15 protein-coding genes, 1 riboswitch and 1 other annotated feature are annotated in these 19,307 nt (G+C 35.3%); of the genes, 11 read left to right on the forward strand and 4 right to left on the reverse strand.

Annotated elements, in window-relative coordinates; all coding sequences use genetic code 11:
• The first annotated feature begins 146 nt into the window (after nt 1-146).
• Nucleotides 147-716 carry an imm11 family protein gene (locus tag I6L50_RS15390; RefSeq protein ID WP_219301963.1) on the forward strand — a complete coding sequence of 190 codons (570 nt, stop codon included), beginning with the start codon at nt 147-149 and terminating at the stop codon, nt 714-716.
• 322 nt (nt 717-1,038) lie between these two features.
• On the opposite strand, the gene pyrH is transcribed toward I6L50_RS15390, so the two are convergent.
• Nucleotides 1,039-1,782, reverse strand: coding sequence for a UMP kinase (pyrH, locus tag I6L50_RS15395; protein WP_219301964.1), 744 nt, complete (start codon nt 1,780-1,782; stop codon nt 1,039-1,041).
• Nucleotides 1,783-2,160: 378 nt separating this feature from the next.
• On the opposite strand from pyrH, the gene I6L50_RS15400 reads away from it, so the two are divergent.
• The 6 genes from I6L50_RS15400 to I6L50_RS15425 all read left to right on the forward strand — a co-directional run bounded on the left by I6L50_RS15400 (nt 2,161) and on the right by I6L50_RS15425 (nt 12,307).
• Complete coding sequence (locus I6L50_RS15400) at nt 2,161-3,432, forward strand: cation:dicarboxylate symporter family transporter (protein WP_219301965.1); 1,272 nt, start codon at nt 2,161-2,163, stop codon at nt 3,430-3,432.
• 24 nt (nt 3,433-3,456) lie between these two features.
• Nucleotides 3,457-4,896 (forward strand): aspartate ammonia-lyase, encoded by a 1,440-nt coding sequence (gene aspA, locus I6L50_RS15405; RefSeq protein WP_002012229.1) that lies wholly within the window; start codon nt 3,457-3,459, stop codon nt 4,894-4,896.
• Between the two features lie 74 nt (nt 4,897-4,970).
• Nucleotides 4,971-6,683, forward strand: a complete 1,713-nt coding sequence (malS, locus tag I6L50_RS15410; protein ID WP_219301966.1) for an oxaloacetate-decarboxylating malate dehydrogenase — start codon at nt 4,971-4,973, stop codon at nt 6,681-6,683.
• A 64-nt stretch (nt 6,684-6,747) separates the two neighbouring features.
• The gene (locus tag I6L50_RS15415; protein WP_087946990.1) at nt 6,748-8,046 is read left to right on the forward strand and encodes a sensor histidine kinase; all 1,299 of its coding nucleotides are present in this window, start codon (nt 6,748-6,750) and stop codon (nt 8,044-8,046) included.
• A 2-nt stretch (nt 8,047-8,048) separates the two neighbouring features.
• A complete protein-coding gene (locus I6L50_RS15420; protein WP_219303707.1) occupies nt 8,049-8,981 on the forward strand; it encodes a response regulator in 933 nt (310 codons plus the stop codon).
• Between the two features lie 119 nt (nt 8,982-9,100).
• The gene (locus I6L50_RS15425) at nt 9,101-12,307 is read left to right on the forward strand and encodes a DEAD/DEAH box helicase (protein ID WP_219301967.1); all 3,207 of its coding nucleotides are present in this window, start codon (nt 9,101-9,103) and stop codon (nt 12,305-12,307) included.
• 135 nt (nt 12,308-12,442) lie between these two features.
• Here the strand turns inward: I6L50_RS15425 and I6L50_RS15430 are convergent, their stop codons facing one another.
• On the reverse strand, nt 12,443-12,574 hold the full coding sequence (locus I6L50_RS15430) for a DUF3934 family protein (protein WP_000047589.1): 132 nt from the start codon (nt 12,572-12,574) through the stop codon (nt 12,443-12,445).
• Between the two features lie 408 nt (nt 12,575-12,982).
• Nucleotides 12,983-13,242 (forward strand) — a binding site (T-box leader).
• 70 nt (nt 13,243-13,312) lie between these two features.
• Here I6L50_RS15430 and asnA point away from each other — a divergent pair.
• Both asnA and I6L50_RS15440 read left to right on the forward strand, forming a co-directional pair.
• Complete coding sequence (gene asnA, locus I6L50_RS15435) at nt 13,313-14,296, forward strand: aspartate--ammonia ligase (protein WP_219301968.1); 984 nt, start codon at nt 13,313-13,315, stop codon at nt 14,294-14,296.
• Nucleotides 14,297-14,440: 144 nt separating this feature from the next.
• The gene (locus tag I6L50_RS15440; RefSeq protein WP_061688938.1) at nt 14,441-14,881 is read left to right on the forward strand and encodes a helix-turn-helix domain-containing protein; all 441 of its coding nucleotides are present in this window, start codon (nt 14,441-14,443) and stop codon (nt 14,879-14,881) included.
• Nucleotides 14,882-15,170: 289 nt separating this feature from the next.
• Here the strand turns inward: I6L50_RS15440 and I6L50_RS15445 are convergent, their stop codons facing one another.
• Nucleotides 15,171-15,623, reverse strand: a complete 453-nt coding sequence (locus I6L50_RS15445; RefSeq protein WP_113938087.1) for a VOC family protein — start codon at nt 15,621-15,623, stop codon at nt 15,171-15,173.
• A gap of 344 nt (nt 15,624-15,967) precedes the next feature.
• Entirely contained in the window at nt 15,968-17,197 is a 1,230-nt protein-coding gene (locus I6L50_RS15450; RefSeq protein ID WP_219301969.1) for an aspartate kinase, read from the reverse strand.
• Between the two features lie 201 nt (nt 17,198-17,398).
• A riboswitch (Lysine riboswitch) is annotated at nt 17,399-17,585 on the reverse strand.
• A 192-nt stretch (nt 17,586-17,777) separates the two neighbouring features.
• Between I6L50_RS15450 and I6L50_RS15455 the strand changes: the two genes are divergently transcribed.
• Together I6L50_RS15455 and I6L50_RS15460 are read left to right on the forward strand one after the other, a co-directional pair.
• Entirely contained in the window at nt 17,778-18,686 is a 909-nt protein-coding gene (locus I6L50_RS15455) for a DoxX-like family protein (protein WP_113938089.1), read from the forward strand.
• 4 nt (nt 18,687-18,690) lie between these two features.
• Nucleotides 18,691-19,302: a DUF4166 domain-containing protein gene (locus I6L50_RS15460; RefSeq protein WP_219301970.1), complete on the forward strand. Its 612-nt coding sequence runs from the start codon at nt 18,691-18,693 to the stop codon at nt 19,300-19,302.
• Nucleotides 19,303-19,307: the final 5 nt, after the last annotated feature.

Raw genomic sequence — 19,307 nt, forward strand, 5'->3', positions numbered from 1 at the left:
TTTATTATGAATAAGTGTAGAAAGGGATGGTAATTAATATTCAATATATATTTTAGGATTACAAAGTAAATAGAAGTAAACGATTTTTTGTTACGTAATAATCTATTTACTTTAGAAGATAAAAGAAATAGTTAAGGAGAATAAGTATGAAAATATGGGAGTTAAAGAGTGGGTTAGATAACTATGAGTCTTTTCAATTATTAAATTTTAAAGAGGATAAAAATTTTTTTGAAGGGAAGTTTAACTCTATAATAAAACTAGTAGATTCATGGAGAAAGTTACCTGTTGAATGTTTAGAGGAAGGAAAGGCCAGTGACTTTCCACATTTCTGGGGAGAAATTGGTGCCCTAATGGTCAGTGAAAAGGCAAAGGAATTATTAGAATCTATAGTAGGTGCTGATGTGGAATTCTTACCCCTTATACGTAACTCAAATAGTGAGATATATTATTTAGTTCATGTATTGAATGTACTAGATGCGATTGATAGTGATAAAGCAACTTTAAAAAAACTGATTACAGGTTTAATAATAGGATGCGAAAAATTTGCATTTGATAATAATACTGTTCAAAATGAAATGATTTTTAAGGTTTATATAAATGGGAAAATTCATCCCACGGCTGTTTTTATTTCAGATGAATTGAAGGTTCTTATTGAACAAAGTGATTTAAAAGGTTTTGAATTTATTGAAGTGTGGGATTCAGAAGAGCTCATGTAAATAAATTCTAAAATTATAAATGGCCCTGATAAGTTTACGATAAAAACTTAAGTCCCCTTGTTATACAAAGTAGGGGACTACTAATCCAGCATTAACGAGCAGTAAAATTCCCACCACAAAATTCGGCTGAACCAAAGAAGTTAGGTGGGAGATCAACTGCTCGTAAAAGCCCGATTGGTCTAGGCTAATAATCAGTGGGGATGGACAAAGCCTCCACTGATTAAAGTTTCACTTTATTTAAGTGTGTTTTATCAACATAATAGTGACTCAAAGCACTTCGCGAAAGGAGGGGCCTATAAAAGTTCTTTTTGTAACGAGAAAATTATTTTTCATGCACAAGCATCGAAACATCATCATTAATCAACGTCCCAACATGTTCACCTAAACAAATTCTTTTCATAACGCCAGGCTCATCAAAGTTAAAGACGTGTGCCGGTAAATTATAATCTCGAGCAAGTAATAAAGCGGCTTGATCCATTACTTGTATGTTTTGCCTAACAATATCGTTATAGTTCAGTTTACTGTACATTTTCGCTGATTTGTTATGTTTCGGATCACTTGTAAAGACACCGTCTACTCCTTGTTTTGCGACTAAAATGGCGTCGCTATTCATTTCAATGGCTCTTTGTACACTTTGGTAATCTGTTGTAACGAATGGTTGCCCGTTACCACCACCGAATATGACAACATAACCATTATCTAAATGATGTACTGCACGTAGGCGAATATATGGTTCAGCTACTGCATTAAAAGGGATGGAAGTCATAACGCGTACTTCTCTATCTGTTTTACTTGTTAAAACGCCGCGAAGCATTAAGCTGTTAATAATCGTACCTAGCGTACCGATATTATCAGCTTCTACACGATCAATTCCCCATTCTTCAGCTAGATGACCTCTGAAAATGTTACCGCCGCCGATGACAATGGATACTTCGATATCTAGGTCAATAATGGATATTATTTCGTTCGCGATATGTTCTAATCGTTTGGAGTTAAAGCTATTTCCAGATTGATCAGCAAGTGCGCCGCCACTTAGTTTAATTAAGACGCGTTTATATGGTTTCATAACAATTCCCCCTATATAGATTGCAATAAAAAAGGAACAAAGGCGAATGCCTTTGTTCCTTCGTAAGAAAATGAAATAGAAAAGAAATAGATATGATGAACTTCTTCACGTGATTTTTCATAACATCCACTCCTTTTCATCCCCATTTATTTAGAATACGTATATCTTTTAGATTATACGAAATAATCTGATGTTTTATCAAGGTTATTTTATTTCTTTTTTATAAAAAAGTGTCAATGAATATTATAAGAAATAAATTTGAATTTTTTGTGACGAACTTGTAGGTTTTTGTATGATTTTGTAGGTTCGATTATATGATGTGTGAGTAGCTTTTATAAATTCAAATTGAAAGCGTTCGCATGAAGGGGATGAACATAAATGAAAAAATTCGGATTGGCAACACAAATTTTTGTCGCGCTTGTTTTAGGGATTGTAGTAGGGGCAGTCTTTTATGGCAATAAAACGGCGATTTCTTATATCACACCAATTGGGGATATATTTATTCACTTAATTAAGATGATTGTAGTACCAATTGTTATTTCAGCATTAATTGTTGCGGTAGCTGGTGTAGGCGATATGAAAAAGCTTGGGAAACTGGGCGGTAAGACAATTCTTTATTTCGAAATTATTACGACGATTGCTATTTTAATGGGATTACTTGCAGCGAATATATTCCAACCAGGTACTGGCGTTGATATGAGTAATTTACAGCAAAGTGATATTTCTTCTTATAAACAAACAGCAGATGCAACAGAGAAGAAAGGCTTTGCAGAAACGATTGTTCATATTGTACCGAAAAATATATTTGAGTCTATTACACAAGGTGACTTATTACCGATTATATTCTTCTCAGTACTATTCGGTTTAGGAGTTGCAGCAATCGGTGAAAAGGGAAAGCCTGTTTTTAACTTTTTTGAAGGTGTACTCGAAGCGATGTTTTGGGTTACAAATCAAGTGATGAAATTCGCACCATTTGGTGTGTTCGCATTAATTGCTGTTACGGTTGCGAAATTTGGTGTAGCAACACTACTTCCTTTAGGAAAACTAGTGCTAGCTGTATACGTAACTGTTATACTATTCGTTGTGATTGTATTAGGTATTAATGCACGAATGGTTGGAGTAAACATTTTTACATTAATGAAAATTTTAAAAGAAGAACTTATTCTTTCATTTACGACAGCAAGTTCAGAAGCTGTTTTACCTAATATAATGAGAAAAATGGAAGAGTTCGGTTGTCCAAAGGCAGTTGCCTCTTTCGTAATTCCGACAGGTTATACATTTAACTTGACTGGATCGGCTATTTATCAAGCGTTAGCGGCATTGTTTGTTGCACAAATGTACGGTGTACACATGTCACTGACGGAGCAAATAATGCTATTATTCGTTCTCATGTTAACATCCAAAGGTATGGCGGGAGTTCCGGGTGCATCATTCGTTGTTGTATTAGCGACGTTAGGATCAATGGGCTTACCGCTAGAAGGCATCGCATTAATTGCGGGAATTGACCGCATTTTAGATATGATTCGCTCAGCTGTCAATGTATTAGGAAATGCATTAGCTGCCATTGTTATGTCGAAGTGGGAAGGCGAATTCGATGATGAGAAAGCAAAACAATATGTAGAAACGGTCAAACAAACAAAAGCAGCGTAAGAGATTGTTAAGGAGTGAGTAATCATGGCAACATTAACTGAAGTTAAAAATGGAGTACGAATTGAAAAAGATTTTTTAGGTGAAAAAGAAGTACCAAATTATGCGTACTACGGTGTACAAACAATGCGTGCAGTGGAGAATTTCCCGATTACAGGATACAAAGTCCATGAAGGTTTAATTAAAGCGTTAGCAATTGTAAAAAAAGCGGCAGCACTTGCTAATGCAGATGTAGGAAGATTGGAATTGAAAAAGGGTGGTGCTATCGCAGAAGCATCACAAGAAATCCTTGAGGGGAAATGGCATGATCATTTCATCGTTGATCCAATTCAAGGTGGTGCAGGAACTTCAATGAATATGAACGCAAATGAAGTCATTGCCAATCGTGCTCTTGAATTATTAGGAATGGAAAAGGGAGACTATGATTATATTAGTCCAAACAGTCATGTAAATATGGCACAATCAACAAACGATGCATTCCCAACAGCGATTCATATTGCAACATTAAATGCATTAGAAGGCTTATTACAAACAATGGGTTATATGCATGATGTATTTGAATTAAAAGCAGAACAGTTCGATCATGTTATTAAAATGGGTCGTACACATTTACAAGATGCTGTGCCAATTCGTCTTGGACAAGAATTTAAAGCATACTCCCGCGTACTTGAACGTGACATGAAACGTATCAAGCAATCACGTCAACATTTATATGAAGTAAATATGGGAGCAACTGCAGTTGGTACAGGCTTAAATGCAGATCCAGAATATATTGAAGCAGTTGTAAAACATTTAGCTACAATTAGTGAACTACCACTTGTTGGTGCAGAAGATTTAGTAGATGCAACGCAAAATACGGATGCGTACACTGAAGTATCTGCAGCACTTAAAGTATGTATGATGAACATGTCTAAAATTGCGAACGACCTTCGTCTAATGGCATCAGGTCCACGCGTTGGATTAGCGGAAATTATGCTACCAGCTCGTCAACCAGGTTCATCTATTATGCCAGGTAAAGTAAACCCTGTTATGCCAGAAGTAATTAATCAAATTGCGTTCCAAGTAATTGGTAACGACCATACAATTTGCCTTGCTTCAGAAGCAGGACAATTAGAATTAAATGTTATGGAACCAGTACTTGTTTTCAACTTACTTCAATCTATTAGCATTATGAATAACGGTTTCCGTGCCTTTACAGATAATTGCCTAAAAGGAATTGAAGCGAATGAAGATCGCTTAAAAGAGTACGTTGAGAAGAGTGTAGGAATTATTACAGCCGTGAACCCTCATATCGGCTATGAAGCAGCAGCTCGCGTTGCGAAAGAAGCAATTGCGACAGGGCAATCCGTTCGAGAACTATGTGTGAAAAATGGTGTATTGTCACAAGAAGAATTAGAGTTAATTCTAGATCCATTCGAAATGACACACCCAGGGATTGCAGGAGCAACTCTTTTAAAGAAAAATTAAAAGAAGAGGGGGACAATCCCCTCTTTTTTGTTTACAATATAGAAATGCTATATATGAATAGAGGTAGGGATGTTATGAGTAAGTTTACAGTGGCTTCTAATGGTGCATTAGAAACAACATTAAGAGGAGCAGAAGTATTATCAACACCACTTTTAAATAAAGGGGTAGCTTTCACACAAGAGGAAAGAGAAGAGTTAGGTTTAAAAGGGTTATTACCGCCAGCGGTTTTAACGTTAGAAGAACAAGCACGCCGAGCGTATGAACAATTTAGTTCTCAGCCGGATGATTTATTAAAGAATGTATACTTAACAGCGTTACATGATCGAAATGAAGTGTTATTTTATCGTATTTTAACAGAGCATTTACGTGAAATGTTACCGATTGTATATACACCTACTGTTGGTGTAGCAATTCAAAGATATAGTCATGAATACCGTAAACCACGTGGCATTTATTTATCAATTAACGATCCATCAGGTATTGAAGATGCATTTGCAAATATCGGTGCAACAGCTGAAAATATTGATTTAGTCGTTGTAACGGATGGAGAAGGTATATTAGGAATTGGTGATTGGGGTGTTGGTGGAATTAACATCGCAATCGGGAAATTAGCTGTATATACGGCCGCAGTTGGAATCGATCCTAGCCGTGTATTACCGGTAATTTTAGATGTAGGTACAAATCGTGAGGGATTATTAAACAATCCATTTTATATTGGAAATCGTCACCCTCGTATAATAGGTGAAGCTTACGATGAATTTATTGATACGTTTGTTCAAGCGGTAAATAAACAATTCCCGAAAGTGCTTCTACATTGGGAAGACTTCAGTTCTCGAAATGCACGAAAAATTTTAGATAAATATCGTCATGACGTTTGTACATTTAATGATGATATTCAAGGTACAGGGGCAGTTTCACTTGCTGCTGTATTATCGGCAGTAAAAGCTTCTGGTGTACCGTTAAGTGAACACCGAGTAGTTGTGTTTGGCGCTGGTACGGCTGGAATCGGTATCGCAGATCAAGTAAGAGATGCAATGGTTCGTGTCGGCTTATCAGACGAAGAATCACATAATCGTTTCTGGTGTATTGACCGTAATGGGTTGGTTACAGATAATATGGAAGATCTTCTTGATTTCCAAATTCCATATGCAAGAAAAGAAGCTGAAGTAAGTGATTGGAAACAAAATGATGCTATCGGACTTGCTGAAGTTGTGAAACATGTAAAACCGACAATTTTAATTGGTACATCTACTGTTGCAGGCGCATTTAAAGAGGGAATTATTAAAGAAATGGCTTCTCACGTAGAAAGACCAATCATTTTACCAATGTCGAATCCAACGCCACTTGCTGAAGCGAAACCAGCAGATTTAATCGAGTGGACAGAAGGAAAAGCATTAGTTGCAACAGGAAGTCCGTTTGAACCGGTTACATATAACGGTGTAACGTATGTGATTGGACAGTCAAATAACGCACTTATTTTCCCAGGACTAGGTCTTGGTACAATTGTTGTTCGTGCAAGCGTCATGACGGATGGAATGTTCGCAGCAGCAGCAGAAGCAGTTGCAAGTATGGTAGATACAAGTCAGCCAGGAGCGCCTATTTTGCCAGAAGTTGAAGAGTTACGTAATATCTCTGAACTGGTTGCGATTGAAGTAGCGAAAGTTGCAGTTGCAGAAGGTGTTGCTAGAGAGAACTTAAGTGATGACGATATTAAGATTGCAGTAAAAGAATCAATGTGGAAGCCTGAGTATCGTCAAATAAAAGCGGTAGAAAAGGTTAAAATATAGAAATAAAGCCCGTTTATAATTATAAGCGGGCTTTCACTTTTACAATTGAAAAAAAGCATAGGAAGTGGCACCTTTGAATTGGAATCAATTATGGAAGAAAGATATGTATCTTTTAATTATATTAATGGTTGTTGTTCCGATTGCTGGAGAGCTGAATTTTCATCCTTTTAATGATATGTTTCGCGTTAGTTTCGGGACACCGCTTTTCTTCTTTTTATTACTATTTTTAAGAAGAGTGCCAGCAGCAGCTGCAGGTATTCTTGTAGGTATATCTGTAGTCTTATTTCGTGTATGTCTTGACTGGGTATTGCAAGGGTCATTTCATATGACAGAATCATTTTATTTGCGTTATCCTGTGTTCTTTTATTATTTTATTTATGGAAGTCTTTTTTCGCTTTGTAGGGTGAATAAGTTTCATCAGAAGCCAATTGTGATAGGATGTCTTGGAATTACAATTGAAATTATCGCAAGTATGTCTGAACTTGCGTTTTATCATATGTTAGTACTGGGGACAACGATAACAGTTTCTGAAGTGAATAAACTAATTATTATTGCTATTTTCCGTAGTTTCTTTGCACTTGGTTTTTTAAATATGATGAATTTATATGAAACAAAATTGAAAGAATCACAAGTTCGAAAAGAAAATGAAAATATGTTAATGTACCTCTCTAATTTATATGTGGAATCTGTCCATTTGAAAAAAACGTTACAAAATGCCGAGTTAATTACACAAGAAGCATATCAACTATATCGAAACTTACAAGCGAACGATGATTTAAATAGCAAAACAGCATTAAAAATAGCAGGAGAAGTGCACGAAATCAAAAAGGATAATCAAAGAATTTTTGCAGGACTATCTAAACTGTTATTAGATAAAAATGTGGCTGAGTATGTAGAAGGACATGAATTAGCGGAAATGATTGTAAGAATTAATGAGAAGTACGCTGAAATGTTAGAAAAAGATATACGTTTTTCGGAACATATAGAAGGTGAGCATGCAGAATATCATGTGTACACGGTCTTATCGATTTTTAATAACTTAGTTGCAAATGCAGTTGAAGCAATTGAGGGTAGAGGTCTCATTATTATTAAGCTATATAAACGAGATAAACATATATTCTTTGAAGTAATTGACGATGGTCCTGGTATTGCACAGAAGTATAAAAAATTAGTATTTAAGCCAGGATTTACTTCAAAGTATGATCAAACGGGAACACCTTCAACAGGTATTGGACTTTCTTACATAAACGAAATGGTAACAGAGCTAGGTGGAGAAGTGAGATTAGAAGACCGAGAAACTGGCGGAGGGTGTAAGTTTATCGTTTGTTTACCGGAGTGCAGTTTAAAGCGGGAAGGAGAATGAAGTTGTTTTATTATATCGTAGATGATGATGAAGTTTTCCGCTCCATGCTTTCACAAATTATTGAAGATGGCGATCTTGGGGAAGTAATTGGAGAGTCGGAAGATGGAGCTTTTATTGAAGCAGATCAACTAAATTTTAAAAAAGTAGATATTTTATTTATTGATTTATTAATGCCAATGCGAGATGGGATTGAAACAGTTCGCCATATTGCGTCCTCCTTTACAGGGAAAATCATTATGATTTCTCAAGTTGAATCGAAACAGCTTATTGGTGAGGCGTATACACTTGGTGTTGAATATTATATTACAAAACCATTGAATAAAATTGAGGTTATGTCTGTTGTACGTAAAGTAATGGAACGTATTCGTTTAGAGCGCTCTATACATGATATTCAAAAATCATTGAATAACGTTTTTAAGTGGGAACAGCCGCAAGTTCGAAATGAGCCAATGCAAGAAGGAAAAAGAATAGCAGATTTAGGGCGCTATTTATTATCAGAACTCGGTATTGCGGGAGAGAATGGAAGTAAAGATTTACTTAGTATGTTGGAATATTTATATGGACAAGAAAAAGAGCAAACGTTTGAATTTGGATTTCCTGCGCTAAAAGATATCTTTCACCATATAACTATAAGAAAATTAGAGAATATAGCTTCAGATGCAGATATAGATAAGGAGAGAAAAGCATCTGAACAAAGGGTACGTAGAGCGATTTATCAATCGTTAAATCACTTAGCTTCCCTTGGATTAACAGACTTTTCAAATCCGAAATTTGAAAGCTATGCTCCGAAATTTTTTGATTTCACTGTAGTTAGAAAACGAATGACAGAAATGACAAAGGATGAAGTAGCAACTTCTGGCCATATACGAATTAATACGAAGAAATTTATTCAAGTGTTGTATTTTGAGGCGAAACGGTTGATGGAGATAGAGTGAAAAAAGGTGCTTATATACAAGCATCTTTTTTTATTAAATCTACATTTTATATTTTCTCTTGGAGCATGTAAAATGTTAGTTAAGAGAAACTGGTTTTAAAGTAAGGAAGTGTCAAAACAATGGGTTTTACATTAAATAAATCGATTATTAAAGAAGTATGCGGAGAAACCTCATATAAAAGAGGCGAAGCTTATTATAAATCAAATAAAGTAATAATAAATCATTATGATGAAAATAAAGAAATTTGCGAAGCGACGGTAAAAGGGAACGAAGATTTTCATGTTACAGTAGAAAAAGCTAAAAAAGGTGATGTTGTTGCGAAATGTAGTTGTCCTTCGTTAGCATCTTTTCAAACATACTGTCAACATGTTGCGGCAGTATTGATACAAATAAATTATAATCAGCAAACCGGTGGAATGGTGCCTATTAGTAGCGGGAATATGAGTGGAAATGATCAATTAACAAGCGGGATGTTTCATTTATTTGCAGAAAAATCATTAAGACCAAAAAGTAAACAACACCGTTTTGATACACGTGAAATACTTCATGTTGAATTTATATGTACGCCAGTAGTTACGAAAAATGGTGGGGCACTGCTAGGTATTCAGTTTAAACTCGCCAAGATGTATTTTGTAAATCATATTAGAGAATTTCTTTCCAATGTGGAGAAAAGAGAGTCCTATAATTGTTCGAATGAATTTACATATACACCGGATGTACATAGCTTTAAGCAAGAAACGGATGCGATTATTCAGCAGCTCATTAAAATTTATCATAATGAAAAAATGTATGAGGATACACTGGAAGTACATGCAAAACAAGATGATAGTATGATTTTAATACCGCCAGCTTCATGGAAGGATATGCTTTCTTTACTTTCTAAAGTTGAGTTTGTGGGACTTAATCAAGATGGAAAATCTTTTCACGGTTTACAAATTTCAAAAGGGCTACTTCCTTTACATTTTGAGTTTAATAAAGGGAGTAACGGTGGGTTTACACTTTATATTGACGGCTTACAACAAGTAGAAGTAATGGATACGTATAGTTATGCTCTATTTGGAGGGAAACTGTATCAGTTGAACGCTGAGGATTGTAAGCGGCTTATCGAATTACAAAAAATGATGAATCGTTCTAGTAGTAACCAATTGTATATTCCAGCAGATAAGATGGAACACTTTGTAGCAAAAGTTGTACCAGGGTTAATGAAGCTTGGTACTGTGCGAATTGATGAAGTAATATCAGATCGTGTTGAAACGCCTTCGCTAAAAGCAAAATTGTATTTAGATCGAGTGAAAAATCGTTTGTTAGCAGGTCTCGAATTTCATTATGGAAACGTCGTGATTAATCCGTTAGAAGAGGATGGGCAGCCATCTGTTTTTAATCGTGATGAGAAAAAGGAAAAAGAGATTTTAGACATTATGAGTGAAAGTGCCTTCGCGAAAACGGAAGGCGGTTATTTTATGCATAATGAAGAAGCTGAGTATAACTTTTTATATCATGCTGTTCCAACGTTAAAAGGTTTAGTTGATATTTATGCGACGTCAGCCATCAAATTACGAATTCATAAGGGAGACACAGCTCCTCTTATAAGAGTTAGAAGGAAAGAGAGAATTGATTGGTTATCATTCCGCTTTGATATAAAAGGTATTCCAGAGGCAGAAATTAAAGGGGTATTAGTCGCTCTTGAGGAGAAACGGAAATATTATCGTTTAGCAAGTGGTGCTCTACTATCACTTGAGAGTAAAGAGTTTAATGATATTAATCAGTTTATAAAAGAATCTAGTATTCGAAAAGAATTTTTAAAGGGCGAAGAAATAGATGTCCCTCTTATTCGTAGTGTGAAATGGATGAATTCACTGCAAGAAGGAAACGTATTAAGTTTAGATGAGTCTGTTCAAGAATTGGTAGAGAACATTCAAAACCCTAAAAAGCTGAAGTTTGCGGTGCCAAGTGGCTTAGATGCGATAATGAGGGAGTATCAAACATACGGATTCCAGTGGATGAAAACACTTGCCTATTATCGTTTTGGCGGCATTTTAGCTGATGATATGGGACTGGGGAAAACGTTGCAAAGTATTGCTTTTATAGACTCTGTTTTGCCGGAAATTCGAGAGAAGAAACTGCCTATATTAGTTGTTTCTCCGTCGTCCCTCGTTTACAACTGGCTTAGCGAGTTAAAAAAATTCGCTCCACATATTAGAGCAGTTATTGCCGATGGAAATCAAGCAGAGCGCCGAAAAATTTTAAAAGATATAACGAAATTTGATGTAGTAATTACGTCATATCCTTTACTGAGAAGAGATATAAGGTTATATGCGCAGCCATTTCATACGTTATTTCTTGATGAAGCACAAGCGTTTAAAAATCATACGACGCAAACTGCGAAGGCAGTAAAAACGATTCAAGCAGAGTACCGTTTTGGATTAACGGGAACACCTGTAGAGAATTCATTAGAAGAGCTATGGTCTATCTTCCACGTCGTCTTCCCAGAATTATTACCGGGAAGAAAAGAGTTCGGTGATTTAAGACGTGAAGATATTGCGAAGCGGGTAAAACCTTTCGTGTTAAGAAGGTTAAAGGGCGATGTATTACATGAACTCCCAGAAAAAATTGAGCACTTACAATCATCAGAACTTTTACCAGATCAAAAGAGGCTTTACGCAGCTTATTTAGCAAAGTTAAGAGAAGAAACGTTAAAACATTTGGATAAAGATACGTTACGTAAAAATAAAATTCGGGTTTTAGCTGGTTTAACGAGACTACGGCAAATTTGTTGTCATCCTGCTTTGTTTGTTGATGACTATAAAGGTAGTTCAGCTAAATTTGATCAGTTGCTAGAAATTTTGGAGGAATGCAGAAGTACAGGGAAGAGAATTCTTATCTTTTCCCAATTTACGAAGATGCTTTCGATAATCGGACGTGAATTAAATCGTCAAGCAGTTCCATACTTTTATTTAGATGGGAGTACACCAGCGCAAGAACGTGTAGAGCTATGCAATCGGTTTAACGAAGGAGAAGGGGATCTATTTCTTATTTCGTTAAAAGCTGGTGGAACAGGACTAAATTTAACAGGTGCAGATACAGTTATATTGTACGACTTGTGGTGGAATCCAGCTGTTGAACAACAAGCTGCGGATAGAGCGTATCGAATGGGACAAAAAAATACAGTGCAAGTGATTAAGTTAGTAGCACATGGAACAATTGAAGAAAAAATGCACGAGTTACAAGAGAGTAAGAAAAATTTAATCGCTGAAATTATCGAGCCAGGAGAAGAGAAGTTATCTTCTATTACGGAGGAAGAAATCCGCGATATTCTTATGATTTAATATGGAAAAAGCTATGCTTTCATAGAGATGAAAGCATAGCTTTTTTGTTGTAATAATTATATTTTGTTTTGTACAAAGTAAAGAGATAAAGTGAAACTTTAATCAGTGGGAGTTGTTCATCTCCCACTATTTATTTTATTTCTTTGTACCTTTACTTTTGTATGGTTTTGCAGCTTTCTTTTTCGCACTTGATTGCCAACGGTTCCATCCTTTACTTCCTGTACCTTGTCCTACACCTTTTTTCGGTTTTGCTTTCGTTTTACTCATATGATCACTCCGTTATATAAAAAATCTGATTTGATAATAGCCAATGTTTTAGAAAAATACTATCGATAAATGACTATGCTTGCTTTAAATAAAAACAAACTGCTTGAATGCTATAGTATATCATGAAATTGCAAGTAAACTGAAAGGAATTATAAAGAAAATGAAAATAATAAGAAATACTGCGGATTCTATATTTCGAACAATCACACTAGTTGTTGTATATATGTTAGTTTCAATTAGTGAAATGTTTTTTGGATTGAAGAGACAAAGGAAATAAAAATGTTATATTAAGAACAATCGGTAAAGGCATAAAATAAAGAATTGAAAAATTTTTTAAAACTTTTTGTTGACTTTATCTATTTTTTGTATAGAATAATCATTAATAAAATGTTTCAGAGATGTGACAATAAAACGACTATGAAAGGACGAGTAGTAGTAGGATGTAGTTTAAGCGAGTCAGGGACGGTGTGAGCCTGATACGAAGCCTATTATGAAGAACCTCCTGGAGTCGCTAACCGAAATCCTTTATAGGAAAGTAGACTTAGCCGGGAACTTCGCCGTTACAAGAAGAACAGTATCGAGATTTTTTGATCTCCGTACTGTATAAGTGAGCAACCTCTGTTGCTAATTTGGGTGGTACCGCGGAACCAAAGTCTTTCGTCCCAGTTTTTTGGGAAAGAAGGGCTTTTTTTGTTGGCTTCTTTTCACAACATCCAAACATTTTAGGAGGAAACCACCATGTATCAATCATTAATGACAGTAAGAGAGACTCAAATCGCAATTAAGGAAGTTAAAACATTTTTCGAGGATCAATTAGCAAAACGTCTTGAACTATTCCGCGTATCTGCACCATTATTCGTAACGAAAAAATCAGGATTAAACGATCACTTAAACGGTGTAGAACGCCCAATTGAATTTGATATGTTACATTCAGGAGAAGAATTAGAAATTGTGCATTCACTAGCGAAGTGGAAAAGATCCGCATTACATGAATACGGATATGAAGCTGGTGAAGGTTTATATACAAACATGAACGCGATTCGTCGTGATGAAGAACTTGATGCAACGCATTCCATTTATGTTGACCAATGGGATTGGGAAAAGATCGTTCAAAAAGAATGGCGTACTGTAGATTACTTACAAAAAACAGTACAAACAATTTATGGAATATTCAAAGAATTAGAAGGTCACTTATTTGAAAAGTATCCGTTCCTTGGAAAGTATTTACCAGAAGAAATTGTTTTCATTACTTCTCAAGAACTGGAAGATAAATATCCAGAATTAACACCGAAAGATCGTGAACATGCAATTGCGAAAGAACATGGTGCAGTCTTTATTATTGGAATTGGTGATGTACTCCGTTCAGGTGAAAAGCATGATGGACGCGCAGCAGATTATGATGATTGGAAATTAAACGGTGACATTTTATTCTGGCACCCAGTACTACAAGCTTCATTCGAATTATCATCAATGGGAATTCGTGTTGATAGTAAATCACTTGATGCGCAATTAACGAAAACAGGTGAAGATTTCAAACGTGAGTACGATTTCCATAAAGGTATTTTAGAAGACGTTCTACCATTAACAATTGGTGGTGGTATCGGCCAATCAAGAATGTGTATGTACTTCTTACGTAAAGCACATATCGGTGAAGTCCAATCTTCTGTATGGCCTGACGATTTACGTGAAGCTTGCAAGAAAGAAAACATTCATTTGTTTTAATAGAAATATGAGGGAGAGTGGCTCGAAAATAGAGTTACTCTCCCTTTTTTATTGTGTAAACTGCTGGTTTACAGTGAGTGTTACTAATAGTTTCTTTCTTTTTTATCTCCTTTTATGTAATAATTTGTTAAAGGAGGGGGCGTTATGAACTTGGGAGAACAATTAAAAAAATTACGAGAATCAAAAGGATTTTCACAAGAGGATGTCGCTAAGAAAATTGGGGTGACGAGGCAAGCGGTGTATAAGTGGGAAAATGATAAAAGTTACCCTGACATTGATAATTTAATTTTATTGAGCGAAATGTACAACGTTACGCTCGATGAATTAATAAAAGGGAATCAAAACTTTAAAGAGAAAATACATATTGATGAAGAAGATGAGGATTTTGAGAAAGAGAATGAGTTTGGTTTTTATATTGGATTTGGTTTGCTAATTATGAGTGCTTTCATTGATTACGAAGGAATTCAAGAGATTTTATTAGGGGCTGCGCTATTCATGATGGTCTTTTATTCCGATGTGAAGAAAGTTATTTTGAATGAATTTCGCTCGTTATTTAAAGGGAAAGATATATATGATAAGAAGTGAGAAGAGTCCGTTATATTTCCTAGGAAAAGGTATTGCGAATAATTTAATTGTTTTATAGCGGTTTTTATATATAGGTAATATGTTAAAAAGCTGTTTGTATAGAGTCTTGAAATCTATGTGTAAAATGATAATAAAGTTATTTAATTTTAAAAGCTCAAACGAGTATAGCCCCGTTCTAAAGTTAGGACGGGGTTGAAAATCTAAGTTTTATTGAATAAGAATTTTCTTCAAATATTTTTACTTCAGCAATGCATATTTCAGTAAAGGCTTTTTATAAAACATCACTTACTTATTTATTACCGAGTTCTTCCGCTAAACCGATTAAAATTCCTTCGGTTCCACGAATGTAGCAGAGTCGATACGAGTTCTCATACTGAACTACTTCACCAACGAGCTGAGCACCATGCTTAGTCAGTCTCGATACCATTTCGTCAATGTCTTCAACGGTGAACATGACGCGCAAATAACCGAGGGCGTTTACAGGAGCTGTCCGATGGTCTGCTATAGTAGGTGGGGTGAGAAATCGCGAAAGTTCAATTCGGCTGTGGCCATCTGGCGTAACCATCATAGCAATCTCCACGCACTGAGTACCCAATCCGGTTACGCGACCAGCCCATTCACCTTCAACAGTAGCTCGCCCTTCGAGATTCAAGCCAATCTCCTCGAAGAAAGAGATTGCGTCATCAAGTGATTCTACAACGATGCTGACATTGTCCATTCGTAGTAATCGGTTGTTTGCCATAGTTTTTATCTCCTTTTATGTATAAATTTATTATTTAATTATCCTTATAATTATACTAAAATCTCTTCTAAACAAAAAACATCTTGTCACAGTGTAGGAAAATGTGACAAGGTGTTTTCGGGCATAGTATATAAAATCTTGTTAACGAATAACACTTCGTAAACCCTTTACTATTGAAATATGCGAGAACTTTATTTCGTGAATGCTATCATTTCAAGAATTTGATACTGTAATTGCTATTCGATAGAATAACTTCGACTTTCCCACAAAACAGTCCTACCCTGTTTCTATTTATATAGGAAGGAAATAGATTCATATATTTTTTAAAGTTTTACCGGTGGAAATTAACTCATCTGCACTAAAGGTTCAATTTTCGCCATAAATGATTGATGAAGTGCTTCAACACCCGTTACTAAATGAAGACGGTCAATAACGACAGATACTTTAATTTCTGATGTACTTACCATTTTAATATGAATATCTTCTTCTTTTAAAGTAGTGAACATATTCGCAGCAACTCCTGGGTTAGATACCATACCAGATCCTACAATTGATACTTTTGCTAAATGATTTTCATGTTCTACAGATTCATAGTGAAGTGCTTCTTGATTTTGTTCCAATACTTCTAATGTTTCTCTTAAATCATTAGAATGGATTGAGAAGGAGAGGTGAACAGTTCCTTCATTTGTAATACTTTGAATAATAATATCTACATTAATATGTGCTGCTGCTAATGTAGAGAAAACTGTTGAAAGTGCACCTTGTTCTAACCCTTTAATTGTGACACGTGTAATATTATCCTCAAATGCAATACCTTTAACGATTGATTGTTGTTCCATGTTACATTCTCCCCTTACAATTGTTCCGTTTTCTTGTTCCATACTTGAGCGAACTTCTAAAATTACATTATGATTTTTAGCAAATTCAACAGCGCGTGGGTGTAATACGCCAGCACCGAGGTTGGCAAGCTCTAACATTTCGTCATAAGAAATTTCATCTAATTTATAAGCATCTTGTACAACTCGTGGATCAGTCGTATATACGCCGGTCACATCCGTATAAATATCACATTTTTTTGCTTTTAGTGCAGCAGCTAATGCGACAGCAGTCGTATCGGAGCCACCGCGGCCAAGTGTGGTAATTTCATTTTCTTCACTTATTCCTTGGAAACCAGCTACTATAACAATCGTGCCTGCAGTAAGGTAAGACTGAATACGAGTGGTGTTAATGTCAGTAATCCGTGCACTACTATGTACAGATTCTGTCGTAATACCAGCTTGCCATCCTGTTAATGAAATTGTGTTATAACCTTTTGTTTGTAGTGCTATTGTTAATAATGAAATAGTTACTTGTTCTCCTGTAGATAGGAGCATATCCATTTCACGTTTACTTGGATTCTCAGTAATAGCGTTAGCAAGTGCTACAAGTTTATCCGTACTTTTTCCCATTGCTGAAACGACAGAGACAATACTATGTCCTCGTTCATATTCTTCAATAATTAAATTTGCTACATGTTGAATGCGTTCGACGCTTCCGACAGAAGTACCGCCAAATTTTTGTACAATCGTTTCCATTACGAATTCCTTCTTTCGTCCATTTTTAAGAATAGGTTAGGACATATACAAATCCCAATATTCCTGTAGTTACCAGAGAGAAAAACAAAAAACACCATCTCAAATAAGTGAGGATGGTGCTGTTACAGGAAAAGGGAAACAGAAAACGGAGCTAATAAAAAAACCGCCAAAAAAGGAATATCATAAAAATGATATCTCTTTTTTGTAGATAGCTCTTCATACGTACACGTCTGTACATATGACAGTTCTGTTTCTATTCGAAAACAGCCCCAATTGATAAATGCAGAGAAATTTATCAATTTCGGCAACACTTCCTTTCCTCTAAAATCATAGACATCTCTGTGTCTCCTTTAGAATACTTATAAGCGTTGCAACCTCTATCTCACGTTTTAGGCGAGAGTGTATGATTTATGAAGTTGTTGGTAACATTTGTTTTATAATAATTTAAATTTTTCAGGGAATCAAGTGTTTTTTGTATTTTTTTGAAATTCTATCTTTTTATTAAATTAGTTTGTGAAAAATGTAGCAAAATAAATTCATTGCATGTACATTGAAAATATAGCGCATGGGAGGTGGAAGGATGGGGAAGAAAAAACCTATTTATGTAGCAACAGAAATGAACACAACAATGGAGAAACTATGGGCATATACACAAGAGCCTGATATACATACAGAATGGGATGCTCGTTTTACTGAAATTTCGTATTTAGAAAAAAAAGAGGGAGAACCACAGAAGTTTTTATATAAAACAAAGATCGGATTTGGTCTTGAAATAGCCGGAGAAGGGGAATCGATAGGTGAAATAAGAAAAGAAACTGGGGAGCGCATTTCCTCTTTGAAATTTTGGACAGACAATCAATTATCACTTATACAAATTGGGCGTGGTTATTGGAAGTATACCCCGAATGGAGAACATATTCATTTTGAAACGCAATATGATTATGATACAAGGTTTGGTCGTATAGGAAATGTGATGGATTTATATATTTTTCGTCCACTATTAGGTTGGGCAACAGCATGGAGTTTTGATGCTTTAAAATTATGGTTAGAAAAGGGACTTCATCCAAAGTTGCTAATTAGAAGAACGATGACGTATTGGCTAGTTTGCTTTTTATTTGCTTTCGTATGGTTATATCAAGGGATTGTACCGAAATTGATGTTTACTCATTCAGAAGAAGTAAAGATGCTTTCTGCACTAATCGGATCGAATGAAAGTAGTATTTTTATACTTAAAATAGTTGGATTTTTAGAAATAATATGGGGTGTTATGTGGCTATTGCCACTTCAAAAGCGAAAACTATTTATATTGCATATTATATTGTTGATAGTTTTAACATTAGCGGCAGGATCGACGAATATCGCTAGTTTTACGCAACCGTTTAATCCGATTACATTAAATTTTCTTCTAATAGGGTTATCGATTGTCGGTTATATAAATAGCACTAATTTGCCAAGCGCAAAAAATTGCAAGAGGACGAGAAAGGGATAAGTATATGGTTAATATTTATGAAAGATTATTAGGGGATTCTTATAAAAGGCTTCATCCAAAATTGCAGGAACGATATGCGATAACAAAGGAAAATAGCTTTATTGGGGAAGGGGAAATGGATGAAATTTATGGAGGATCTTTTTTCGTTAAATTAATATTAAAAATTACATCGAAGTTCCGTATGTTTTTCTCTGAGCGAGGGCAAAAAGTTCCGTTTGTGATACATAATACCGCTGAGCGAGATGGACAGGGGAAAGAATTTGTACGGTGGAATCGTACTTTTTATTTTCATAATAAGAAAAGATATTTTAACGCTGTTATGAAGTTGGATGAAGAGAATAATGAAATTGTAGATTATTTTGGTGAGCCACATATACTCGTTTCTACATTGAATTTCTATATTGATGAAAAAGGCGGGATACATATTTCCTCAAAGAAACAATGGTTTTATATGTTTGGTAGAAAAATCCCGTTACCAAAATTTTTATATGGAGAGGCAAAAATTGTTGAAAGTTATGATGATGCACTGCAATGTTTTCGAATTCATGTACAAGTACGGAATCCGTTAATTGGTTCGTTATTTTCATATAAGGGAACATTTGTGGAAAGGAAATAAACGAG

Origin of the sequence: Bacillus sp. FDAARGOS_1420 (assembly GCF_019344915.1) — a bacterium.
Lineage (GTDB): Bacteria > Bacillota > Bacilli > Bacillales > Bacillaceae_G > Bacillus_A > Bacillus_A mycoides.